Annotated in this window: 20 protein-coding genes; 16 read left to right on the top strand and 4 right to left on the bottom strand. The window is 37.4% G+C overall.

All coding sequences use genetic code 11. The features are described 5' to 3' along the window. The first annotated feature begins 376 nt into the window (after nucleotides 1-376). The 9 genes from C1634_RS25140 to C1634_RS25100 all read left to right on the top strand — a co-directional run bounded on the left by C1634_RS25140 (nucleotide 377) and on the right by C1634_RS25100 (nucleotide 11,150). Nucleotides 377-1,699, top strand: coding sequence for a sigma-54-dependent transcriptional regulator (locus C1634_RS25140; protein ID WP_109739346.1), 1,323 nt, complete (start codon nucleotides 377-379; stop codon nucleotides 1,697-1,699). Between the two features lie 353 nt (nucleotides 1,700-2,052). Further along, the gene (locus C1634_RS26555) at nucleotides 2,053-2,130 is read left to right on the top strand and encodes a potassium-transporting ATPase subunit F (RefSeq protein ID WP_077415921.1); all 78 of its coding nucleotides are present in this window, start codon (nucleotides 2,053-2,055) and stop codon (nucleotides 2,128-2,130) included. A 6-nt stretch (nucleotides 2,131-2,136) separates the two neighbouring features. Continuing rightward, the gene (gene kdpA / locus C1634_RS25130; RefSeq protein ID WP_109739345.1) at nucleotides 2,137-3,831 is read left to right on the top strand and encodes a potassium-transporting ATPase subunit KdpA; all 1,695 of its coding nucleotides are present in this window, start codon (nucleotides 2,137-2,139) and stop codon (nucleotides 3,829-3,831) included. 177 nt (nucleotides 3,832-4,008) lie between these two features. Continuing rightward, nucleotides 4,009-6,048, top strand: coding sequence for a potassium-transporting ATPase subunit KdpB (gene kdpB / locus C1634_RS25125; RefSeq protein ID WP_109739347.1), 2,040 nt, complete (start codon nucleotides 4,009-4,011; stop codon nucleotides 6,046-6,048). A 10-nt stretch (nucleotides 6,049-6,058) separates the two neighbouring features. Then, the gene (gene kdpC / locus C1634_RS25120) at nucleotides 6,059-6,616 is read left to right on the top strand and encodes a potassium-transporting ATPase subunit KdpC (protein WP_109739344.1); all 558 of its coding nucleotides are present in this window, start codon (nucleotides 6,059-6,061) and stop codon (nucleotides 6,614-6,616) included. A 69-nt stretch (nucleotides 6,617-6,685) separates the two neighbouring features. Continuing rightward, nucleotides 6,686-7,771: a porin gene (locus C1634_RS25115; protein WP_103235029.1), complete on the top strand. Its 1,086-nt coding sequence runs from the start codon at nucleotides 6,686-6,688 to the stop codon at nucleotides 7,769-7,771. A gap of 57 nt (nucleotides 7,772-7,828) precedes the next feature. Next, complete coding sequence (locus C1634_RS25110) at nucleotides 7,829-8,938, top strand: histidine kinase (protein WP_109739343.1); 1,110 nt, start codon at nucleotides 7,829-7,831, stop codon at nucleotides 8,936-8,938. 6 nt (nucleotides 8,939-8,944) lie between these two features. Further along, nucleotides 8,945-10,660, top strand: coding sequence for an ATP-binding protein (locus C1634_RS25105; protein ID WP_103235027.1), 1,716 nt, complete (start codon nucleotides 8,945-8,947; stop codon nucleotides 10,658-10,660). A 31-nt stretch (nucleotides 10,661-10,691) separates the two neighbouring features. Further along, nucleotides 10,692-11,150 (top strand): hypothetical protein, encoded by a 459-nt coding sequence (locus C1634_RS25100; RefSeq protein ID WP_103235026.1) that lies wholly within the window; start codon nucleotides 10,692-10,694, stop codon nucleotides 11,148-11,150. 69 nt (nucleotides 11,151-11,219) lie between these two features. Here C1634_RS25100 and ligA read toward each other — a convergent pair whose 3' ends face one another. Beyond that, nucleotides 11,220-13,226 (bottom strand): NAD-dependent DNA ligase LigA, encoded by a 2,007-nt coding sequence (gene ligA / locus C1634_RS25095; RefSeq protein ID WP_109739342.1) that lies wholly within the window; start codon nucleotides 13,224-13,226, stop codon nucleotides 11,220-11,222. Between the two features lie 324 nt (nucleotides 13,227-13,550). Here ligA and C1634_RS25090 point away from each other — a divergent pair, with 324 nt between their 5' ends. The 6 genes from C1634_RS25090 to C1634_RS25065 all read left to right on the top strand — a co-directional run bounded on the left by C1634_RS25090 (nucleotide 13,551) and on the right by C1634_RS25065 (nucleotide 21,446). Next, the gene (locus C1634_RS25090) at nucleotides 13,551-16,634 is read left to right on the top strand and encodes a TonB-dependent receptor (RefSeq protein WP_103235222.1); all 3,084 of its coding nucleotides are present in this window, start codon (nucleotides 13,551-13,553) and stop codon (nucleotides 16,632-16,634) included. A 154-nt stretch (nucleotides 16,635-16,788) separates the two neighbouring features. Then, nucleotides 16,789-17,535 carry a glycerophosphodiester phosphodiesterase family protein gene (locus tag C1634_RS25085; protein WP_109739341.1) on the top strand — a complete coding sequence of 249 codons (747 nt, stop codon included), beginning with the start codon at nucleotides 16,789-16,791 and terminating at the stop codon, nucleotides 17,533-17,535. Nucleotides 17,536-17,832: 297 nt separating this feature from the next. Further along, entirely contained in the window at nucleotides 17,833-18,546 is a 714-nt protein-coding gene (locus C1634_RS25080; protein WP_109739340.1) for a 3-ketoacyl-ACP reductase, read from the top strand. A 467-nt stretch (nucleotides 18,547-19,013) separates the two neighbouring features. Next, nucleotides 19,014-19,841 carry a 50S ribosomal protein L11 methyltransferase gene (gene prmA, locus C1634_RS25075; RefSeq protein ID WP_103232387.1) on the top strand — a complete coding sequence of 276 codons (828 nt, stop codon included), beginning with the start codon at nucleotides 19,014-19,016 and terminating at the stop codon, nucleotides 19,839-19,841. Nucleotides 19,842-19,865: 24 nt separating this feature from the next. Continuing rightward, nucleotides 19,866-20,705 (top strand): SH3 domain-containing protein, encoded by an 840-nt coding sequence (locus tag C1634_RS25070; protein WP_103232386.1) that lies wholly within the window; start codon nucleotides 19,866-19,868, stop codon nucleotides 20,703-20,705. 108 nt (nucleotides 20,706-20,813) lie between these two features. After that, nucleotides 20,814-21,446: an MgtC/SapB family protein gene (locus C1634_RS25065; protein WP_103232385.1), complete on the top strand. Its 633-nt coding sequence runs from the start codon at nucleotides 20,814-20,816 to the stop codon at nucleotides 21,444-21,446. Between the two features lie 378 nt (nucleotides 21,447-21,824). On the opposite strand, the gene C1634_RS25060 is transcribed toward C1634_RS25065, so the two are convergent. Genes C1634_RS25060 through C1634_RS25050 form a run of 3 tightly spaced genes read right to left on the bottom strand, consistent with a single transcriptional unit; the run spans nucleotide 21,825 to nucleotide 24,325 of the window. Next, on the bottom strand, nucleotides 21,825-22,379 hold the full coding sequence (locus C1634_RS25060; protein WP_103232384.1) for a cysteine hydrolase family protein: 555 nt from the start codon (nucleotides 22,377-22,379) through the stop codon (nucleotides 21,825-21,827). Between the two features lie 5 nt (nucleotides 22,380-22,384). Then, nucleotides 22,385-23,665, bottom strand: coding sequence for an MFS transporter (locus C1634_RS25055; RefSeq protein ID WP_103232383.1), 1,281 nt, complete (start codon nucleotides 23,663-23,665; stop codon nucleotides 22,385-22,387). Nucleotides 23,666-23,725: 60 nt separating this feature from the next. Beyond that, entirely contained in the window at nucleotides 23,726-24,325 is a 600-nt protein-coding gene (locus C1634_RS25050; protein WP_161990775.1) for a TetR/AcrR family transcriptional regulator, read from the bottom strand. Nucleotides 24,326-24,947: 622 nt separating this feature from the next. Here C1634_RS25050 and C1634_RS26490 point away from each other — a divergent pair. After that, the gene (locus C1634_RS26490) at nucleotides 24,948-25,067 is read left to right on the top strand and encodes a DUF1214 domain-containing protein (protein WP_228410168.1); all 120 of its coding nucleotides are present in this window, start codon (nucleotides 24,948-24,950) and stop codon (nucleotides 25,065-25,067) included. Nucleotides 25,068-25,378: the final 311 nt, after the last annotated feature.

The raw sequence follows: 25,378 nt of genomic DNA, 5'->3' as shown, positions 1-25,378 counted from the left end.
CTAAAGCCAGATGGAAATGGAGTTTTTGACCAGAATGGGATCCCTTCGACTAAGCTCAGGATTATAGCCCGCTCCTATTGAATATCATAAATGGAGAATTATCAAAGCTGATCAATCGCATCCCGAACCCCAACCTCGGATCTCATAATTCATAATTTTCTTCCTTTTAGCCCCGATAGCAATGGTTACCCCGCAGCTTGAGTTGGAGAGTTGGTGGGTTTGAGTGTAGGTGCGCGCTGGCGTGAGGAGTATGAATGGATAGCGGGATGATGCTCCTGAAATTGCACGAGCTGTTCAATGAAACTATTTCCTTATACAACCCTGTTTTACTGGAATAAATTCAATAAGTTTGCAGTAGTTTTCCAAAAATAATTATATGTCAGGAAACATTCTGATCATCGATGATGAGATCAAACTCCTTAAGCTACTAGGAATGATCCTCTCCCAAGAAAATTTTAATGTAAAAGAAGCTTCTACAGCACGTTCAGCCATGACAATGCTGGAGCAATATGAATTTGATGTTGTTTTAAGCGATGTCAGGCTGCCTGATGCTTTTGGAGTAGAGCTGGTAAAGTCTATCAAAAGTAAGTATCCTCAGTTGGAAATTATTTTAATGACGGCATTTGGCAATATTACGGATGCTGTTCAGGCCATGAAGAATGGGGCTTATGATTATCTTGTAAAAGGTGATGATAATGAGAAAATCATTCCATTGGTATATAAGGCTCTTGATAAGGTAAAAGATAATAAATCAAGAGTTATGCAGCAGGTTGTGACCAAGGGATTTGACCAGATAATTGGTAAATCACCCTTGATTCTTCAAGCGAAGAAGCTGGCTGAAAAAGTGGCTTTAACAGATGCTGCTGTACTTCTTACAGGAGAAACAGGTACCGGAAAAGAAGTTTTTGCTAGCGCTATTCATGAGGGAAGTGACAGAAAGAAAAATAGTTTTGTAGCCATCAACTGCTCAGCTTTCAGTAAAGAGATTCTGGAGAGTGAACTTTTTGGTCACAAGCAAGGCGCTTTCACAGGGGCGATAAAAGATAAAAAAGGATTGATTGAAGAGGCAAATGGCGGTACTCTGTTCTTAGATGAAATTGGTGAGATGCCTATAGAACTTCAGGCAAAGCTGCTCAGGGTTTTGGAAACCAGGGAATTTATCAAAATGGGTGAAACCAAAGTTTCAAAGTCTGATTTTAGATTGATTGCCGCGACCAACAGAGATCTTGAAGATGAAATAAAGCAAGGAAACTTCCGAGAAGATCTGTATTTCAGACTGAATGTATTTGAGATATGTCTGCCGGCTTTACGAAATAGAAAGGAAGATTTGAAAGCACTTGCCAAGAACTTTATTGATATTTTTTCACATAAACTTCATTTATCCTCTGTTCAGGTTGATCCTAATTACTATAAAGCATTGGATAAGAATGATTGGAAAGGAAATATTCGTGAGCTGAGAAATGCTGTAGAACGGAGTTTAATTTTAATGGAGAACAACATCCTTGATGCTGACAGCCTTCCTCATTACTCTGAAAAAGCTGTCCCAGAAAGTGATTCTTTAAGTATCCGTTCATTGGAAAAAATACATATACAGAAAGTATTACAATATACAAAAGGAAACAAAGCGGAAGCTGCGCGCTTACTTGAGATTGGTATTGCTACGCTATATCGGAAACTGGAAGAATACGGATTAAAATAAATATTTTATCATTTTAATAAAGAGCCTATCATTTTGATAGGCTTTTTTGTTTTTATAGAAGTTGGTTGCATTGCTTAATATATTGTTATATAAACACTTACGTATTGTTTTTTCAGAGTGGGCCTTCTTTTGGCATATAGTACCTGAATAAAATATTTAAAAATGACAATTTCAAGAAAAACGTTTAAAAAACGGGAGCATTCAACTTTTAGTCTGCTGATTGTATCGTACGTATTATTGACTCTTTTAACCCTAATGATTAAGATATGATGCTTATAAGTTTAATTCTGCTTTTTGCAGTATTGTTTTGGCTTTTATATAAATCAGTTGAATTTTTTGATAGAATATAAATTATGTGGAGTTTATTTTTCCTCTCAATACTTGCCTTTGTGTATATCTGTTATGTTTTAATTAAACCTGAAAAATTTTAATTGGTCATGAATACAGAAATTTTAGGCATTATAGCAATGTTTGCTATCACATTAGTTATCGGAATATTTCTAGGAAAATATATAGCTAATGTTTATGGATACAAAAAAACTTTTCTGGATCCGGTTTTTGAACCGATTGAAAAGTTAATTTATAAATTATCCGGAATTAATCCTACCCGTCAGATGAATTGGAAACAGAATATGTACGCCATGCTGACGATCAATCTTGTCTGGTTCATTATTGGATTTCTTATTTTACTGAATCAGGCGTGGCTTCCTTTAAATCCTGATGGGAATCCTAATATGTCACCCGATCTGGCTTTTAATACAGCCATATCATTCCTGGTCAACTGTAATTTACAGCACTATTCGGGAGAAACGGGAGTAAGCTACCTGAGCCAGCTTTATCTGATGTTTTTACAGTTTGTAACGGCAGCAACAGGGATGGCGGCAATGGCGGTTCTTTTCAAAGCTTTTAAAGAAAAGACCAGTACTGAATTGGGGAATTTCTATGACTTTTTCACAAAATCAATGATCAGAATTCTGGTTCCGATAAGTGTTATTGTCGCTTTAATTCTTTCTATCAACGGAAGTCCGATGACTTTCGAAGGAAAAGACCATATCATCACATTGGAAGGACAGAAGGCCGATGTTTCCAGAGGTCCGGTATCTGCCTTTGTGGCGATTAAACACTTAGGAACAAATGGTGGTGGGTTTTTCGGAGCGAATTCAGCACATCCGCTTGAAAATCCTAATTATATCACCAATATGACAGAGATGGTCGCTCAAATGATCATTCCGTTTGCGTTGGTATTTGCACTTGGGTTTTATCTGAATAAAAGAAAACTTTCATGGGTGATTTTTACTGTAATGACAGTCGGGTTTCTCGCCCTTACTGTTCCGAATGTTGTGAATGAAACCGGAGGAAATCCTCTGATTACACAAATGGGAACAGATAACAGCCTGGGTGCCATGGAAGGTAAAGAAATCCGTTTTGGAAGTGCTTCATCTGGCTATTGGAGTATTGCAACCACCGTTATTTCAACAGGATCTGTGAACTCTATGCATGACAGTACAATGCCTCTTTCGGGGATGAATGAGCTGCTTGCTATGATGATCAACTGCTTCTACGGAGGCTGTGGGGTGGGTATTCTGAATTATTTCATCTTTATCATTCTCGCGGTATTTATCAGTGGTCTGATGGTAGGGAGGACCCCAGAATTTATGGGTAAAAAGATTGAAGCCAAAGAGATGAAAATCGCTATGATTGTGGCTTTATTCCATCCTTTCCTGATTCTTGCAGGAACAGCTTTAACGGCTTATTTACCAGAATTTGGAACAAAAACATTGAATAATCCGGGGTTCCATGGTTTCAGTGAAATGCTTTATGAATTTACTTCTTCTGCAGCGAACAACGGATCTGGATTTGAAGGACTGGGAGATAATACTCCATGGTGGAATATTTCAACAGGAATTGTACTGTTGTTATCAAGATTCATCCCAATCATAGGACCGGTAGCGATTGCAGGACTCTTAGCCCAGAAGAAATATATTCCGGAAAGTTCAGGAACACTGAAAACAGATACGGCTACTTTCGGATTCATGACCCTGGCGGTGATTTTACTGATTGCAGCACTGTCTTTCTTCCCTGCATTGACATTAGGCCCTATTGCAGAGCAGATTCAGTATTTCTCAAAATAAAAATGTGAACATTAAAAATTAAAATCAATATTCAACCATTAAGGGAGCCGAAAAGTGGGAGGAAGCTAGTCTGACACTTACTGAAACGTTCACTTATATTATCCATATCTATCCTTATTATTTGGCAGACCTTGATGGTTACTATTGATTTACAATGATATAAATTCTTTCAAAAAAATGAAAAATCAGTCACAAACATTGTTTCAGAGAGATTTGGTAAACGAAGCCATAAAACAATCCTTCGTAAAGCTGAATCCGAAAATTATGTTTAAAAATCCAGTAATGTTCCTGGTGGAAATCGGAACGGTTGTCATGTTTATCGTAAGCATGTTCAGTCTTACTGGTGATAAAACCCAGGGAAGCTTTTCCTATAACTTTTTAGTATTTATTATTTTATTTTTCACCGTTCTGTTTGCCAATTTTGCAGAAGCTATTGCAGAAGCAAGAGGAAAAGCACAGGCTGATACTCTTAGAAAAACAAGGGAAGAAACTCCAGCCAAATTAGTGGTTGATAATAAGCTCGGGTTTCAGGTAGAAACAGTTCTGAAAATGTCCGCTGAAATGACATTAGGCGATATTTTCCTTTGTGAAGCCGGAGATCAGATCCCAATGGATGGTGAGATTATTGAAGGTCTGGCAACCATTGATGAGTCTGCCATTACCGGAGAAAGTGCCCCTGTAATCCGTGAAGCCGGGGGAGACAAAAGCTCTGTAACCGGAGGTACAAAAGTGCTTTCAGACAGAATTAAAGTAAAAGTAACCACAAAACCGGGAGAATCCTTCCTAGATAAAATGATTGCCCTTGTAGAAGGAGCATCAAGACAGAAAACACCTAACGAAATCGCATTAACTATACTTTTAGCAGGATTTACCCTTACATTTATTATTGTTACCCTCACTTTAAAGCCATTTGCAGATTATGCGCAGACGCCGATTACTATTGCGGCATTTATATCTCTTTTCGTTTGTCTTATTCCGACAACCATCGGCGGTCTGCTTTCTGCAATCGGAATTGCGGGTATGGATAGAGCACTTAGAGCGAATGTGATTACCAAAAGTGGGAAAGCTGTAGAAACGGCAGGAGATATTGATGTTCTTTTGCTTGATAAAACAGGAACAATCACGATCGGAAACCGTAAAGCAACTCATTTTCATCCTTCCAACGGAATTCAGCTTGATGAATTCATTAAAGCTTCTGCTTTAAGTTCTGTAGCCGATGAAACACCGGAAGGAAAATCAATCATTGAGCTGAGCGCGCTAAAATCTGAAGATTTATTGGTTCCCAATCCTACTTATATCGATTTTACAGCGGAGACGAGAACTTCAGGAATCGATTTTGATGAGACAAGAATCCGTAAAGGAGCGTATGACACTATAAAAAAACTGACTGAAAAAGCCGGGAATATCTTCCCACAGGAAACCCAGGATGCGGTAACCAAAATAGCTGAAAACGGAGGAACTCCTTTGGTAGTAGCCGTAAATGAAAAGGTATGGGGAGTGATAGAGCTTCAGGATATCATCAAAACCGGAATCCAGGAACGTTTCCAGAGACTGAGAAAAATGGGGGTGAAAACGGTAATGGTAACCGGAGATAATCCTTTAACAGCAAAATTCATTGCGGAGAAAGCAGGAGTAGATGACTTTATAGCCGAAGCTAAGCCTGAAGACAAGATGAATTACATCAAAAAGGAGCAGCAGGAAGGTAAGCTGGTCGCCATGATGGGAGATGGAACCAATGATGCTCCGGCACTGGCTCAGGCCGATGTAGGAGTAGCGATGAACAGCGGAACGCAGGCTGCAAAAGAAGCCGGCAACATGGTAGACCTTGATAACGACCCGACAAAACTGATCGAAATTGTGGAAATCGGAAAGCAGCTGCTGATGACAAGAGGAACCTTGACGACTTTCAGTATTGCCAACGACGTGGCGAAGTATTTTGCCATTATTCCTGCACTCTTCATCACTTTTATTCCTTCCCTACAGAAGCTGAATATTATGAATCTTCACAGTCCTGAAACGGCCATATTATCAGCGGTTATTTTCAATGCGATCATCATTCCGTTCCTTATTCCGCTGGCGTTGAAAGGAGTAGCCTATAAGCCGATTGGGGCAAGTGCATTACTGAGAAGAAATCTTTTAATCTACGGTCTGGGCGGAGTAATTGTTCCATTCATCGGGATAAAAATCATTGATTTGGTAATCAGTTTATTCTATTAAAATTAAAAAAATGAAAAATCATATTGTTTCAGCATTCAGATTAACTCTTGTAATGTTGATAGTTACGGGTATTTATCTGGCTGTTGTATATGGAGGTTCCAAAATACTTCCTAACAAAGGAAACGGCGAAATTGTTTATGATAAAGGACAGAAGTTCTATGCCAATATCGGGCAGGAATTCAAAGCTGAGAAATATTTTCACGGCCGTCCTTCCTCAGTCAATTATAATGCAGCAGGAAGTGGGGGAAGTAATAAAGGTCCCAGCAACAAAGAATATCTGGAAACCGTACAGAAAAGAATTGATACTTTAAAAATGAATAATCCTGAAATGGGAAATACCAAAGTTCCTGTAGAATTGGTTACAGCAAGTGGAAGCGGTCTGGATCCGGATATTTCTGGGGAAGGAGCTTTGTATCAGGCAAAGAGAATTGCAAAAGTGAGAAACCTTTCAGAAGAGCAAATCAAAAACTTAATTAATCAACAAACTGAAAAGCCTTTCTTAGGACTTTTCGGACCCTCAAAAGTAAATGTTCTGAAGCTTAATATTGCTTTGGATCAGTTAAAATAATAAATTTAATAATCGATAATCATGTCAAGATTTTAAACCTTGATATGATTAATACACCTTAAGACTAACGTGAAAAAATATCTAGCTATATGTGTGCTGTCAGGGCTGTTTTTAGCAAAAGCACAATCATCAGATTCATTGAAAATAGGAAATAAAGTGACATTTTCCGCTTATGCAGAACTCTTTTATACTTATGATTTTAATGAACCAGGCAATCATATGCGTCAAAACTTTTTATACTCATATAACAGGCATAATGAGATGAATCTTAATCTGGGATTGGTTAAAGCCAATTATCAGAGTGAAAATCTCCGTGCCAATGTAGCTTTAATGGCTGGAACTTATGCCCAGGATAATATGGCGGCTGAACAAAATGCACTGCGCTATGTCAACGAAGCCAATATCGGGATCAAAATTTCTAAAAATAAAAACCTGTGGATTGATGCAGGGATCATGCCGTCTCATATCGGCTGGGAAAGTGCTATAGGAAAAGATAATATCAATCTTACCCGAAGTTTTGCCGCCGAAAACTCTCCCTATTTTGAAACGGGTGCCAAAATTTCTTATACCTCAGATAATGGAAAATGGTTTTTAAGTGGATTAATACTGAACGGATGGCAGCGAATTGCAAAACCGGAAGGAAACCAGAGTATTTCTTTCGGACATCAGATAACTTATAAACCTAATGATAAAATTACCCTGAACAGCAGTTCATTTATCGGGAATGATAAAGCAAAGGATGACAAAAGGATGCGCTATTTTCATGATTTGTATGGAAGCTTTCAGCTGACGGATCAGTTTTCCGCAGTCTTGGGATTTGATATCGGAGCAGAGCAGAAATCAAAAGGAAGTGAGCAGTATAATATCTGGTATAGCCCGAATGTTCTGATGAAATACCAATTCGACAACAAATGGGCGCTGGCAGGAAGATTAGAATATTACAATGATAAAAATGGTGTGATCATCAATACCGGAACTCCTAATGGATTTCAGACCCTTGGATATTCTCTCAACGTAGATTATGCGATCTTTAAAAATGTGGTTTTCCGTACAGAGGCAAGAAGTTTTACAGCTAAAGATGCCATTTTTGCGAAAAACGATGAATTAAAAAAAGGAAATTTCTTCATTACAACAAGTCTTGCAGCCTGGTTTTAGTAATCGGTTTAATCACAGTGCAACGTGTTTAAAGTAAAATTAAAAAGAATAAAATCAATGTCATCAGCAAAAGATTTTTTAGAACTGATTCAAAAGTCCCGAAAAGGAAAATTCAAAATTTATATCGGGATGAGTGCAGGCGTAGGAAAAACCTTCCGGATGCTTCAGGAAGCGCATTCCCTTTTGCGAAATGGCATTGATGTAAAGGTTGGCTATATTGAAACCCACGGTCGGGAAGAAACCGTAGCGCTTGTAGAAGGTCTTCCTGAAATTGAAAGGAAATCGGTTTTTTATAAAGGAAAAAATCTTGAAGAAATGGATCTTCAGGCCATTATCAACGAACATCCGGAAGTCGTTTTAGTGGATGAGCTGCCTCATACCAATGTTGAAGGATCCAAAAATAAAAAAAGATGGCAGGATGTATTGGAGATTCTTGATAACGGCATCAACGTCATCAGTGCAATGAATATTCAACACATAGAAAGCCTGAATGAAGAAGTAAAGAAAATTACCGGAGTAGAAGTGGCAGAGCGCGTTCCGGATAAGATTCTGGCCCTTGCTGATGAAGTGGTCAATATAGACCTTACCGCTGACGAATTGCTGACCCGTCTAAAAGAGGGTAAGATTTATAAAAAAGAAAAAATTCAGACCGCACTCAGCAATTTCTTCCAAAGTGGACATATTCTACAGCTTCGTGAGCTGGCTTTAAAAGAAGTAGCCACTCATGTGGAAAGAAAGGTAGAAACAGAAATCAAAACAGAAAATTTTAAACCTATAAAATTCCTGGCCTGCATCAGCAGTAATGAGAAAATCGCCAAAACAATTATCCGGAAAACAGCAAGGTTAGCCAGCTATTATAACAGTCCATGGACTGTTATATACATTCAGAAGCCCTCCGAAAATCCTGAAAAAATAGCCTTGGATAAGCAGCGGTATTTAATTAATAATTTTAATTTAGCACAAGAATTAGGGGCAAAAGTAGTCCGGATCAAAGAAAGCAGTGTTCACAATGGAATTCTGGAATATGTGATTGCCCATAATATTACGACAGTCTGCATTGGAAAGCCTCATGCCCGTTTTTGGCAGCGGCTGTTGGGGTACAGCTGGATCTATACTCTCATGAACAGATTGAATGAGAGACAGATAGATATTATTATTTTATCTTAAAAAGTAATGAAACTTAAAACGAAACTTACCTTAGGTGTTGGCCTTTTATTTCTGCTGATCGTTCTGCTTTCAGTGATAGGTTCTGTATACATCAATAAATTAAAATCTGATACTGAAAAAATTCTGACAGCCAATTACAACAGTCTGGAGTTTTCCAAAAATATGCTTCTTGCTCTGGATAACATCAGCACAGACAGTACGGTTGCGGTCGCGGATTTTAAAAAAAATAATAAGCTTCAGGAAAAGAACCTTACAGAATTTGGCGAAAAAGAAGCCACTCAGAATCTGAATCTGCATTTCAACAGCTATCTGAAAGCTCCTGATTCTAATAAGGAGAAGTTGATTCGTGAGGATCTGGCCAAGATTATGTCCTTAAACATGAAAGGGATAGAGCGGAAGAGTGACATTGCTATCATCACGGCAGAAAATGCTACGTTCTGGATTGTAAGTTTAGGAACCGTATGCTTTCTGATTGCTTTTATTTTACTTTTCAATTTGCCTCAGGCTATTGCAGAACCTATCAGCCAGCTTACATTCGGGATAAAGCAGATTGCCGGTAAAAACTACAGTGAAAGAGTTCATTTCAAAGGAAGTGAGGAGTTCAACGATCTTGCAGAATCATTCAACACTATGGCAGAAAAGCTTCAGGAGTACGAAAGCAGTACGCTTTCTAAGCAGTTGATGGATAAAAAACGGATCGAAACATTGGTCAACAATATGCATGATGCTGTGATTGGTTTGGACGAAAATCATTTTATCTACATGATCAATGATGAAGCCCTGAAAATCACGAACCTCCATAAAGAAGAAATTATTGGAAAAACAGCTCATGAAGTAGCCATCAATAACGACCTTATCCGTGAACTGCTGAAAAATATAGATCATCCGGTAAAAGATCCTATCAAGATTGTTCGTGATAATAAGGAGAATTATTTTGAACAGGATATTATTCCTATCAATATCGTCAAGACCGGCGAAAAGGAAAAAAAATATATTGGGAAAGTGATTTTGTTAAGAAATATTACCCCTTTCAAAGAACTGGATTTTGCTAAAACCAATTTCATTGCGACAATTTCCCATGAACTGAAAACTCCCATTTCGGCTATCAAAATGGGCGTACAGCTTCTTGGAAATCAAAAATTCGGTGAATTGAATGAGCAACAGCAGGAATTGTTGAAAAGTATCAATGAAGACGGACAGCGGTTATTGGATATTACGGGTGAACTGCTCAATCTTTCCCAGGTAGAATCCGGAAATATCAGATTGACCATAGAGAAATGTTCCCCTAAGGAAATTGTACAGACTGCTATGAAAAATGTTGAAAAACTGGCAGAGCAGAAAAATATTTTGATCAGCACTCAATATCTTTTGGAAGATAATGATTCCGTGACTGCAGATTTTGATAAAACAGTTTGGGTGATGAACAATTTTTTGACCAATGCGGTGAAGCACTCTTTTCAGGATGAAAATATTCAGATTGTGGTAGAAAAAATGGACGCCTTTATTCAATTCAGTATTATTGATACCGGAAGTGGAATTGATGAAAAATACCACCGCCAGATCTTTGACCGCTATTTCCAGGTTCCGGGAGAACATCAGAATGGAACAGGACTCGGTTTGGCGATCTCGAAAAATTTTATTGAAAAACAGCATGGAGAAATCGGAGTGAAGAGTTCTTTGAATAATGGAAGTACGTTTTACTTCAGACTGCCGGTTTCATAGGGATTATTTTATATTTACGATAAAAATAGAAATGAGAAAAACTTTAGGACTCCTATTATTTTCAGTTTTGCTAAGTATCCAGGTCTCTGCTCAGACATTCACGTTAGAACAGCTCAAGGGATTCAACAAACTTACCATGGATGAGTTTAAAAAGGAGATGAAACAGCTTCAGTTCAAATTTTATGACAGAACAGAAGGCTTAGGCTTTCTTTTAAACGAATATGATTCCCCGGATTACACCTCGAAAATTGGGAAGTTTGAATACCCTGAAGAAAAATCAAAAGGCAGTATTGAATTTGAATTTAAAGATAAAAAAGAATATGATCAATATCTTAAGCTGATCTTGGCAGCCGGATATAAAGAAACTGAAAAAGGAAAGATTATTACTAAAGAACCATACACAGATTACTATAGCAATAAAGAACACATCAGGCTGATCTTGCCTAAAGCAGGGCAAAAAAATCCGTATACGATTATTGTTTTCAAGTAAAATATTGAGAATGTTCAAAAAAACCATTGAAGAAAATCAATGGTTTTTTTATAAAAATATTTTTAAATTTTATTGTTTCTCAACAAGGTCCAGAAACTGCTGCTCATCCAGGATTTCAATCGTTCCGATATCCTGTGCTTTTTTCAGTTTGCTTCCTGCTTTTTCACCTACGACAAGATAGTTGAGGTTTTTCGAAACTGCCGAAATATTTTTCCCGCCATGCTTTTCTACCATTTCCTCAGCAGATTCTCTGGTGAATAAAGACAATTTTCCGGTAAAAAGGAACGTTTTCCCTTCTAAAACATTGGACAAAACTTCATTCGTGCTTTCTCCTTTTTCAAGCTGTACTCCATAGGATTTTAAGCGCTCGATCATCAATAGGTTTTCAGAATTCTGGAAGAAATCTACAATACTTACTGCAATCTTAGCCCCAATATCTTCTACTTGACAAAGCTCTTCAATCGTTGCATTCTTTAATTCCTCAATAGTCGGAAAGTTTTTGACCAGTTTTTTGGCAACCGTTTCTCCCACGTGCTTGATTCCGATTCCGTATAAAACTTTCTCAAAAGGAATTTCTTTGGATTTTTCAACTCCGGTGATGATGTTCTGAGCAGATTTCTCAGCCATTCTTTCCAATGGAAGAAGCTGTTCTTTCGTCAATACATAAAAATCAGCTGGGTTTTCAACCAGTTTTTCCCGGTAAAGCTGTTCAATGGTTTCGCTTCCAAGATTATCAATATTCAATGCTTTTCTGGACACATAATGAATCATTCTTCCCACCACCTGTGGCGGGCAGTGAAGTTCGTTCGGGCAGAAATGAATGGCCTGGTCTTCAATTTTTACCAGTTCGGTACCACATTCAGGGCAATGTTTGATGTATTCTATTTCTTTGCTCTCTTCCGTTCTTTTATCGGTGTTTACGCCTACAATTTTTGGAATAATTTCACCCCCTTTTTCTACATATACAAAGTCATTTTCATGAAGATCCAGTTTCTTAATGATATCTTCATTATGAAGGGATGCTCTTTTTACGATCGTTCCAGCCAATAAAACAGGTTTAAGGTTGGCAACAGGAGTAATAGCACCCGTTCTTCCCACCTGATAAGACACACTTTGAAGTTCTGTCTCTACCTTTTCTGCTTTAAATTTATAAGCCATCGCCCAACGTGGAGATTTTGCCGTATATCCAAGCTGTCTCTGCTGTTGTAACGAATTCACTTTTAAAACAATCCCGTCGATTTCAAAAGGCAGATTATGACGTTCCGTATCCCAGAAAGTAATAAATTCCTTCACCTCATCCAGTGTTGTGCATAATTTTGCCTGCTGTGATGTTTTGAAACCCCAGCTCTGAGCTTTCTGAAGCAGTTCCCAATGGGTTTCTGCAGGAACTTCATCAGAGATAAATTGATACAGTACAGAAGAAAGGCTGCGCTTTCTTACCTCAGCACTGTCCTGCATTTTCAAACTTCCGCTGGCTGTATTTCTTGGATTCATGAAGGGATCAAGACCTTCTTCCTCTCTCAGTACATTAAGTTTATCAAAGTTTTTTCTGGTCAGATAAATTTCTCCGCGCATAAAAAACTGAGTCGGGAAATCCCCTTTTAAAGTCAAGGGAATATCTGAAATAGTACGTACATTCGGAGTGATTTCATCTCCCTGGAAACCGTCACCACGGGTAACAGCCTGTGATAGCTTTCCATTTTCATAAAGAATAGAAATGGATGCTCCGTCATACTTCAGTTCAGCAACAAATTCTACCGGGTCTTCAATTGTTTTGATGATTCTTTTTTCCCAATCCTCCAGATCGTCAAAATCATAGGAATTGTCCAGAGAGTACATTCTGAATTTATGCTGAATGGTAGGGAAAACCTTAGTGACACCACCACCTACCCGTACAGTAGGAGAATTCTCATCATAAAATTCAGGATATTTTGCCTCCAGATTCTGGAGTTCCTGCAAAAGCATGTCAAACTCAAAATCTGTAATAGTGGGAGTATCCAGTTGGTAATAGTCTTCGTTATGTTGGTGAAGCTCTTTGCGGAGCTGTTCTATCTTTTGTTGAATGTTTTCAGACATTGCTTTTCTATCTTTTGAGCAAAAATAACTAAAGTAATTGCATTTAAAAAATAATGGAATTAAATAGTACAGGAAAATTAAGAATCCGTAATGTGCTTTAACAGGCTGGTTTTGTATGAAATAGATTGTGTGTTTAAAGTAAATTAACATAATGTTCTGATTTAATTAAAAAAATGTTAAAACTTTCTTAAACAGCCCGCCTTTAAAGTCAAGATACCTTTGCACATCTAATTGAAAGAAACCTCAGCATGATCTATCAACGTGAAAATCAAAGAGGTTTCCTGGTTATTATCAAAAAATTAATAATATACATCTTCGGAAGAAATGAAAAAAGTAAAGATTGTACTGGGATTATTGTTTTTAGGGCTTGGGACTATGGCTTATGCACAGACCACACAGGCTTCTATTGTAGGGAAAGTAACCGGACCGGGAAGTACGGCTCAGGAAAAAGTGAAAGTAACGATCGTGAACGAGTCTACAGGATTCAAAACGGAAACGGAAACGAACTCAAAAGGGGAATATATTTTTAAAGAAATTCCTTTGGGAGGACCTTACACAGTTATTGTAAACGATGATAAAAGAGAAGGCTACAATGTCAACTTCGGAGATCAGGTGACTGTCAATATGGATCTGGGAGCTGAAAAGCATATCGAAGAAGTAAAGATTACCGGAAATCTTAAAAACAAGATCGGAAACCTTGGAGCTGCTACAGCAATTTCTGCTAAAAATATCAGTATGCTTCCGGTGAACGGACGAAACTTTGCGAATCTTGCCGAACTATCACCATTAAGTGGGAAAGGAGGAAATCTTTCCGGGCAGTTAGGATCTTCCACTAATTTTACCATTGATGGGATGACGGCCAAAAACCCTACTTCTGCAGGTGCTACTACCAGCCGAAGTGGTGCACCATTTTCTATCTCTATTGAAGCAGTACGTGAATTTAAAATCACCACCAACCAATATGATGTGACATTGGGAAGAAGTGGTGGTGGAACGGTAAGTGCTGTGACCAAATCCGGAACCAATAAATTCTCTGGAAGTGCTTGGGAATATTTAAGAACCAACTGGCTTTCCAGCCCATATGACATCAGAGGAAACAAAAGAGATAATGATTTCTCTACTTCTCAGTTCGGGTTTTCATTGGGAGGACCGATCATTAAAAATAAATTACATTTCTTTGTAGCATGGGATCACCAGCTGGATTCAAGACCGTTGGCTATTGCTGATATCAAATCTCCGGATGATGAGAAGAGATTCAGTACTACCACCCAAACCCTTAATCAGTTTCTGGATATTGCAAGATCAAAGTATGGGGTAGGGAACACCCCGCAATTCGGAACGTTTGATAAAGTAAGAAACTCGGATGCTGCATTCTTACGTTTAGACTGGCAGATCAACGAAAAGAATTTATTAACGTTGAGAAATAACTTCACGTACGATCTTAATAAAAACGGTCTTGGTGATAATACCAATATCAACTTCTTTGAATCTTACGGAAATGACAAAAACCTTGACAACAGTTTATTGTTAACCTTAAGAACCAATCTGCAGCCTAATTTAACCAATGAATTAAAGGCTCAGTATCTTTATACTTTCCAGGACAGTTATCAGAATAATCAACTAGGAAAACCTGTACCAAGAGCTATTGTTGAAGGAGTGGCTTCAAGTGCGGGATCTACCAATATCCAGTTTGGAGGACACCGTTTCGGACAGGAAAGCTTTAGAAATAATGTAATCCAGATTGTAGATAACTTATACTATAATACCGATAAGGTAAAATATACTTTCGGAGCTGATTTAATGTATACAACAGCAAAATCTGTGTACGGAAGTGAAGTAAACGGAAGATTCCATTTCCAGGGAATGAGTAATTTTGATGCGATGACCCCTTACAGATTCTACAGGGAAGTTCCACTCATGGAAGATCCGTCTGTAAGATCAAACATTTGGAACATTGGAGTGTATGGACAGTTTCAGACCAAAGTGGCAAAAGGTCTTGATTTAATGGCTGGTTTAAGATTAGACTACGGAGGTTACCCGAAAGCAGAACTCAACCAGAAGCTGTTTGATGAAATGGGAATAAGAACCGATAACAAAATCAAGTCATTCGTGATTCAGCCAAGATTTCAGTTTGACTGGAACATCAATGAAGGAAATAAAGACTTCCTTAGGTTCGGTGCCGGAATTTTCTCTTCCGATATCAACAATTATATGATCATCAACAACCTTGTATTCGATGGTAAACACCTTGCTACTGTGGATGTAACGGGTAAAGATGTTCCGTTCCCGGATTTCAACAGTTACAGAAATGATTATAACTCTGCTCCATCTCTTTCCCAGTATCAGATTCCTACCATCAACTATACCGGTAAGGATGCAAAAATTCCAATCGTTTATAAAGCGAATATCTCTTATACCCATTTCTTCAATGAAAGATTCAGAGCAGGAATTGCAGGATATATGGCTTTAGGTAGAAATAATTACTTTTACTACGACAGAAACATGGTGGCAAATCCTTTCTTTACATTGGCTAATGAAGGAGGTAGAGGAGTATTTATTCCTACAAGTGCTATTACCAATAATGCGAATAACAGTGTAAGTTTTGACTGGAAAGCAGGAAGAATTAATAAAAATTTTGGAAGAGTATTGGAGCTGGTGAGTGATGGTAAAGTAAACCAGTTCTCATTTGTATTAGATACAAGTTACCGTTACTGGAAAGATGGGGAGATTACGGCAAGTTATACATGGTCTGATATCAAAGATAATACTTCGTACAACGGAAACGTAGCAAACTCTGCAACATTATCTACAATGATTCAAAGTGATCCGAGAGACTTAAGAATGACCTATTCTGACAACCAGTTCCGTAATAAAGTGGTGATCTACGGTAACTCTCCAACCATTGCCGGATTTACATTGGGGATCAGATATTCTGGAATTGGAGGTACCCGTTTCTCTGCTACAACAGGAGGGAATATCAACGGTGATTTCGTAGATTCTAATGACCTTGCCTTTATCTTCCCGAATATTACCAAAGCGATTCTGGACGATCCACAGGTAGGGCAGGCTCTGAAAGATTATATCAACGAATACAATGGCAAAATTGCAGAACGTAACGGAGGTAAAAATGGTTTCTATGGCGTTTGGGATGTTCGTGTAGCGAAGAAAATTAAATTTGATAAAGTAGGTGCTTTTGAACTTTCTGTAGATATCTTCAATGTAGCCAACCTACTTAATAAAGAATGGGGAGTAAACAAGTCATACGGAAACACATCTTTGTATAAAGTGACTAAGTTTAACAAGGACACCATGCAGTATGAATATACCAAAAACGTAAGTGGAGGCGGTTTGGTTCCTCTTTCAGGGAATCCATACCAGATCCAGATCGGTGCGAAGTATAGCTTCTAACCCTTACTTTTAGACTACTGGGGCATAAAAAAATTAGGTTAAAACCTAGGTTGAGGTTTACATTATTCTTTTATGTCTCTGTGGTTTCAACATTTTAATAACTACCTTTATCAGAAAGTTTCAGGACTTTGTTTTTTAATATCTAAATTATATTATGAAAAATTTTATCTTAGGGTTAGCAGTTTTAAGTACAGTTATGATGAAAGCACAAACCCAGATCATTGCCCATAGAGGATATTTCCAGGCTCAGCCTCCTACAACGGAGAACTCACTTCAATCATTGGAAAATGCCCAGAAATTGAAAGTATATGGGTCTGAATTTGATGTAAGAATGACAAAAGACGGTGTATTGGTGATCAATCACGATGAGCATCATGGTAAAATGGAAATTTCAGAAGCTACTTTTAAAGAATTGGAAGCACTGAAATTATCCAATGGAGAAAAATTTCCGACGTTAAAAGATTATTTAAAACAAGGAAAAAAAGACAAAGCTCTAAAGCTTATCGTTGAAATTAAACCTGCCAAGACTCCGGAAATTGAAAATGAGATCACTCAAAAAACGATCAAAATGATCAAGGATATGAAGCTGGAATCTCAAAGTGAATTTATTTCTTTCAGTCTTAATATTTGTAAAGAGATCAAAAAGCTGGCACCTGCCTTTAAAGTTCAGTATCTGAACGGTGAACTGTCTCCTGAGCAGATCAAAAAAGAAGGATTGGATGGTATGGATTATCACTACAGTGTTTTTCAGAAAAATCCTACCTGGATTGCTGAAGCAAAAGCATTAGGATTAATTACTAATGCATGGACAGTGAATGATGTTGCCGTATTCGATGAACTGAAAAAGCAAGGAATAGGGTTCGTAACAACCAATATTCCTGATCAGTTAAAGAATAAATAATTATTGAAACCCTTCTCGAATAGTACCATTGAAGGACGAAATATTCCCATCCTCTGGAGGGGTGGCAAAAATTCAAAGAATTTTTGACGGGGTGGTTTACAATACTTCTCAATAATAAATAATTTATACAGTCTGCCTCTTTTTAAGGGGCAGACTGTTTCTTTTTAGGAGCAAAGTATTATTTACAGTGTTGCAGAAAAGTAGGCTCCCAACCATTAAAAAACTATTAAATCCATTGTTTCACTGTTTCGTAAAAATGTTCTTTCGTAACTTTGTATAAAGAAAAGTATTATTACTATGAATATAAACGGAAAAAATGCCATCGTAACAGGTGGTGGAAGAGGACTGGGGAAAGCTGTAGCATTAGCTTTAGCCAATGAAGGAGTAAACGTTGCCATTACAGGAAGAAACGAGGAAAATCTTAAAATGACGGTTGAAGAAATCAAAAAACTGGGTGTAAACTCAGCCTATGCCGTTTTTTCTGTAGACAATGAAATTCAGGTAAAAGCTGGAATAGAATCTTTAGCAGAACAATTGGGAGGGATTGATATCCTGATCAATAATGCAGGGATCGGAGATTTTGGAAGTATCGAAGATATGCCTTCTGAAACCTGGGAGCAGGTTATTAAAACCAATCTATTCGGAGTATATTACGCTTCTAAAGCTGCGCATCCATTTATGAAAGCTAAAGGGGAGGGTGACATTGTAAACGTAGCTTCTACAGCTGGTTTGAAAGGTGGACCCAATATGTCAGCATACGCCGCTTCAAAAGCAGCCGTAGTATCTTTATCACAATCCATGATGGCAGAATGGAGAAAACAAAATATCCGTGTGATTACTTTGACTCCAAGTACCATTGCTTCCGATATGAGCATCCAGGGAGGACTTACAGACGGAAATCCTGATAAAGTATTACAGCCGGAAGACTTTGCAGAATGGGTAAGAGATATCCTGAAAATGAACAGAAGAGCATTGATAGCAAACGGTTCTATTTTCTCTACAAATCCATAAGAAATTTAAAATTCAATAGGAGCGGGCTTTAGCCCGCTTTTTCTTTTTATAAGCTCTATATGGCTTTAGCCAAAACTTAGAATCTTTCGCATCTCAAAAAAATCTACATAGCCTTTAGGATAGAAAAATAAGTTTTGGCTAAAGCCAATGGAATTTGTCATGATTTTTAAGACGGGCTAAAGCCCATCCCTATTGAATATATTATGCGCAATCATCTGTGCCATCCGTGCAATTTGTGGAAAAAAGAGATAATGAAAACATGAGATTCTTCACTGCATTTCTGAACTACATTCGCAGACCTTCAGCCTGTGTTCAGAATGACAATAACCAAATAATTTGACTTTTGAGATTACATTTCAAAAAATCTGTGTAATAAAAAAACATAAAAATCCCCGGTTTCAGCCAAAAATACCTCCATCATTTTTTTAACAATAATAACATTAGTATTTTTGCATCAAATTACTCACATGCAAAATTATTTAGAATTCAATTTCAAAATTTCTCCATTGCAACCTTGGAACGAGATATTAATGGCAGAACTTATAGAAATAGGTTTTGACAGCTTCACAGAAGAAATTGACGGAATTTTAGGATATGTTCAGGCAGAATTGTTTCATGAAGATCAGTTGAAAGCACTTCCGATCTTTGAAAACGAAAATGTAAAAATCGAATATTCTTTCGAAGAAATGCCGAATATCAACTGGAATGAAGAATGGGAAAAGAACTTCTCTCCAATCAATATTGATGATAAAGTATTGATCAGAGCAGAGTTCCACGAATCGGTACCGGGAATGCATGAAATTATTATTCAGCCTAAAATGTCTTTCGGAACAGGGCATCACCCTACCACCCATTTGATGATCCAGCAAATGATGGATATTGACATGAATGGTAAAAAGGTATTGGATATGGGATGCGGAACGTCTGTGTTGGCCATTTATGCAAAACAGCAGGGAGCGGGAGATACAAAAGCCATCGATATTGATGAATGGTCAGTAGAAAACTCCAAAGAAAATGCAGTAAGAAACAATGTAGAACTGGATATTGAACTGGGAACTGCAGAAAACCTGGGAAAAGAAAATTTTGATATTATTTTAGCGAATATCAACAGGAATATCCTGATTTCAGATATCCCAACGTATGTTTCAGTAATGAATGAGGGAGGAAAATTATTGCTTTCAGGACTGTGTTTCTTTGATGTGGCTGATATTCTTGAAGTATGTAAAGAAAGCGGACTTGAACTGAAAAAGCAATTACAGCGTGAAGAATGGGTAAGTCTTCTGCTTGAAAAATAATACACAAAAAAGCAAAATACAAATATGAAAACTTTATGGACCGCTTTATTTATACTGATGTTGCAGTTTTTTACAGCTCAGGAAAATGAAGTATATGCCGATGGAATCTTTGGTTTTGAAGAGAATAAGGCCCAGAAAATTTTTACAGACTGGACCCGCGTGAGATTAGATCCCGGAGTGAATGGTCAGATTTTAGACTCATTACAAACCAATCAGCAGGTGGTGATTCTTAAAAAAGAAGATACCGTCCTGAAGTTGGGAGAAAGAGCTGCCAATTGGTATAAAATCTCTTATCAGAAAGGAGAAAATACATTGGAAGGATATGTCTGGGGCGGTAACCTTTGTGTAGGATACCGTAATAAAAATGGGTATGATTTCCTTTTTGGACTTTCCAAAACGATTGACCGAAAGAATAAAGAATATAACGAGGTCGAAAAGAAGAACATTGCCGGAATAAAAGTAATGGAAGGAAATACACTCATTGATGAGGTGTATTTTGATACAGGCAAAGGGGAGGAATTAAGTTCTGCATCTTTCAATATAGAAAGCAGTCACAAACTGCAGAATGTTGAATTCACCTTAAAAGCAATGGTTTCCGGAGAAGCATGTGGAATCGCAAGCTATGATCAGTATGTTCTTTTTAAAGATAAAAAACTGATTACCCTTCCGCAATTAATGAATGTAGGGGATGCCGGTGCTTTTTATCACAGTGAAGAATTTATTTTTCCTAATGATAAAGGAGGAATCTCCAACGCATTTATCCTTAAAGTAGAAGATATGGAAGTGGATGAAAAGGATCGGGAGAAGAAAAAACACGCTTCCAAAACATATCTTTGGAACGGAAATTCTTACAAACTGAAATAATAAGTATTCCGAATATAAAAAACCGCTGTAGATACAGCGGTTTTTTTGTGTAAAGATCTTTTACAATTGAAAAAAATCAAATAAATTTAGAGAATAAAAATTACACAAATGGATTTACTTGATGATCTTCTCCCCATCTTATTTTCGGTTTTCGTAGGAGGTATCATAGGAATTGAACGGGAATATCAGCTGAAGTCTGCAGGGCTGAGGACGATGATTCTGGTGACATTGGGATCATGCTTATTTACCATGCTTTCCATGAGTTTGGGAGGTCCGGGAAGTCCGGATCGTATAGCGGCCAATATTATTACAGGAATAGGCTTTGTAGGAGCAGGAGTGATCTTTAAAGAAGAAAACAGAGTGTCCGGCCTTACAACAGCCGTTACAATATGGATTTGTGCTTCTCTGGGAATGACAATAGGTGCGGGATATTATGAAGAGGCTACTGTGGGCTCCATCGTCGTATTTTTGCTGCTTATCATGTTCAAATATGTTCAGAATATCATCGAAAAGATAAGCATTCGCTATACGTATCAAATGACACTTCCTTACCAGGATGGAATAGCAGAAAAATATGAGCAGATTTTCAAAGAACACCAATTGAAATCAGTCAGAGGAAAACAAGTGAGAATTGGAGATCAATATACTATTATCTGGCGTGTACAGGGAGCTGCGAAAAAGCATGAAATATGTACAAAGACTCTGCTTAACGATCCATCTATTGAAGAATTCCGATTTTAATTACATAGTAAAATAAATCTCATCTATATCCATAAATATCAGGAGAAATCTGTGCCATCTGCGGGAAAAAACAAAAAATAGGACTGGAACAAACCAATCCTACCCAAACATGATTAAGTGTATAATTGAGCCATAAATGGCTACAAGGAATTAAGTTGCACAAAAAGATTTTTATTGATGCTTAATCAATGCTTCTTTTGATACTAATTAAAAAACTAACTATGTAACCTTTCGCTAAGTTTACCCTGTAAAATTAGGATGTATTACTTCCTCTCGGAGCAAAAGTTAAACTGATGCAGCAAAATAAGTAAGTGAAACGGTGTTTTCATCCTATGAAACGGATGGAGTAGAATCTGTCGGCTTTTTATTACTCTTTATTTATTTTAACCAATCACTTGCCATGATAATATCGGCCTGTCTTGGAAAAACTTTATTCATTAGCACTTTATGTACCTCTTCATCCCCGTCTTTACAACAGTCTTCAATTACAGTGAGTCTGTAATCTTTATCCGAAGCTTCTCTTAAGGTCGATAAAACAACTCCGCTGGTGGATACTCCGGTCAGTACCAGATGTTGAACATCCAGTCCTCGTAAGACGACCTCAAGATCACTTCCGGTAAAAGCGCTAAACCTTTTTTTAGTAATGATGATATCTTTTTCTTCGGGACTAAGGTCAGGATGAATAGTTACCCATTCTTTCATATCAACATTTGCCATATGCTGCTTTAAACCTGCAAATACTTTGTTGTTGGCGCTTATTTCCGGCATTCCCTGTCTGAACCCTACTGTAATATAAATAACCGGAATTTGGTGGCTTCTTGCGGTTTTGATAGCCTCTTTGACATGAGATACCAATTCTTGTGTATCAGGTAAGTTGCTTAGTATTGATGACTGCATATCCATCACCAATAATGCTGTTTTCTTGTTTTCCATTTTAATTATACTTTATTAATGAATTGTTCTTCTGATTCTTCTAAAAGTTGGTTGTTGACAGCTTTGGTCTTATTCTTTTTAAACAATAAACGTCTGAAGACAACGGCAATTAAAATACCGGCAATTCCTTCTATCAACAAGGTTTTTGGAGCTCCTATCTTCTCCGAAACAAATCCGATAAGTACACTTCCCAAAGGAAGCATTCCGAATATGGCCGTCAGCAAAATACTGATCGCTCTTGATCGCATTTCGGGAATCACCTCAGACTGCACAATAATGTTACAGGTGGTAAACTGTGCAACACCTCCCAATCCTGTTAGTGCCGCAAAAAACATAGACCAGTAGAAATTGGTGGCGTACGAAAAACAGATCAGTCCAATACTCAGAATAGCTGTACTCAGGATAAGAATGTTTCTCATGGAGGCTCCTTTCTTCATTGAAGCCAGAAATACTGTTCCGAGAACAGCTCCAATCCCAATGAAACTAGATATATAACCGAATGTTTTAGCATCACCTTTAAAAATTTCTTTTGCATACACAGGAATTAAAGTATCATATGGCAGGATCAATAAACCTGTAATACTCAGCATAATAATAACCAGACTGATGGAGGGTTCTTTTCTCAGATACCTGAAACCTTCAGCTAATTCTGTAAAAGTTCCCTTTTTCGTTAATTTTTTAGGAGTAATCTTTATTTTCATCATGGAAATGGAAACCATTACAGCTGCAAAACTGGCTGCATTAATCAGAAAACAAGTTCCTGCTCCGAATTTTTGTAAGATGATTCCGGAAAGGGCAGGGCCTGCTAATTTGGCGATGCTTGCCATGGCTGCACTCAGTGAAAGAGCACTTGGAAGATCTTCATCATCAGTTACCACTTCATTGATCATCGCTTGCCGTGCGGGAATGTCATATGCATTGATAATTCCGAGAAAGACACTTAGCACAATGAAACTCCATATATTTTGATGCCCGGTCATCACCAGGAAAGCCAGTACAGACGCTTGAATTAATGATAAAATTTGAGTGATCTGTATAATTTTGTAGCGGTTGTACCGGTCTGCAGCAACCCCTCCGAAGGCAGAAAATAAAAAGGAAGGGAACTGTTCCGCAAAAATGGTCAGCCCCAGCATAAATGCAGACTCGGTCATACTGTATACGACCCATACTACGGCTGTACGCTGCATCCATGTCCCAAACTGGGAGACAGAACGCCCAAAAAAATATAATGTATAATTTGTACTCCTAAAAGCCCGGAATGTACTGATGTTAGTGATTTTGTTCATGTTTTAAAATAAACTATTTGACAAATAATGTAAAAGTGTCAAAATTGAGATAAAAAAATTTTAACCAATATGTTTAATAACCATAGAGGTCAGTGTATTCACTGTATTGTTCAAATTTTCAAAATTGTTTTTTAAGCCCATTTCGCGCCTTATTCCCCGGATACTGCTCTGCAGAATGAAGACGATGGTTTCCTGTTCTTCAATGGCAATTTTTGGAATTTCACCATTGTTCATACTTGTTGAAAATAAAGTAAGCAGCAGATTCCTTTCAGCCTCCATCATTCGGTTGTGGGCATCAGTAATATGCTTTGATTTTTCCTCATTGTCCATTCCGGCTTCTATAGCCCTGAAAAACGAAGATCTTTCTTCTGAGGTTTTTACTTTGGCAAGACAAAACTCGTGGATTTTCCCTTCAAAGGTCTTTATTTTCTTCATATTGGCATCAATCTCAGAAATAACTTCTTTGATCAAATTCTCCAGAACCGCCTGAAAAACTTCCTCACGATTTTTATAGTAATAGTAAATAGACGTTCTGCTTTTGCCAAGAGCTCTGGAAATGTCATCCATTGTCACTTTCTTCAATCCATACTTCAGATACAGTCCGGAAGCGGTCTCCAGAATTTGTTGTGAAAGCTGATCTTGTTCTGTATGTGATGACATTGTCTGAAAATTGTCTGAAATATGAATGCAAAAATAATACATTTTCGACAAAAAAACAAATTTTGTCAAATTGTATAAATAAGCAATTTTATTAGAAATAGTTTTGGTCTCGATTTCATCATTGATGAAGATTTATAGTCAGGCTTCCACTTAGAAAGACTCTATGTCTATATCGTTAATTCCGCCTTTTCAGCCTTTAAATAGAGCTTTATTAAAAATAGACTTTGTGTTAAAAAAGGATTATTTTAATCTAAATCAAATTTCATAACTCTTGGCTATTCGTGATTTTGGATAAAAAAAAGACTCACTAGAAATTAGTGAGTTTTAAGTGATCGCAGAAGGATTCGAAGCCTTTACTGTGCCTATTAAAAATTGGGATACGATATGCCGTCTGATATAGATTAGGGTAAAAACAAAAAAGACTCACAAAAATTGTGAGTCTTTAAGTGAGCATGGCAGGATTATCCTCGAACACTTTTATAAGTGATTTAGTGCAATTATCTATTTTAACTGCCTAATTTTAAGTGATTTATTTTTGTTGATGTTTTTTGGTTATTTTAATAAAGGATTATAAAATATAAGGGATTGTAAAAAATAGCTTTGATACCAGATTAGCTCACCAATGTTTCCGCAGTTTAAAAAAGATAAAGACGGTGGAAGAACGCTCTTGATTCAATATGAATCTCCGGGAAAAGATAAAGAGCCCAATTGGCTTCCTGCTCCCAAAGTTTTTTTTTGGTAAACGTCTCAATAATCTTACTTTTTAAATCTGCCTTTTCGAAAATCGAGGTGTCAGATGTGGAAATCCGTAACGGAGGATCAATGGACGTTTGTAAATTTGAACGATACCATATCTCTAGCTTTTTTGATGGCTCGTAAGAAGTGAAATTAAAATAAAACGACATGTTTTGTCGCCTTGTTAAATTAGATTTGTATGATAAAAATTTAGTTGTAACCTTTTCTTAAAAAACGTAGATTGCAATAGCCATGGGATAAAAGGAAACCTGAGAAAGGGAAAGCAGTATTATATGAAACAACTACTTGTTCAGTATC

The organism is Chryseobacterium viscerum, assembly GCF_002899945.2.
GTDB classification, from domain to species: domain Bacteria; phylum Bacteroidota; class Bacteroidia; order Flavobacteriales; family Weeksellaceae; genus Chryseobacterium; species Chryseobacterium viscerum.
The sequence above is the reverse complement of the archived record's forward strand: the minus strand, read 5'-3'. Positions and strand labels throughout refer to the sequence as shown.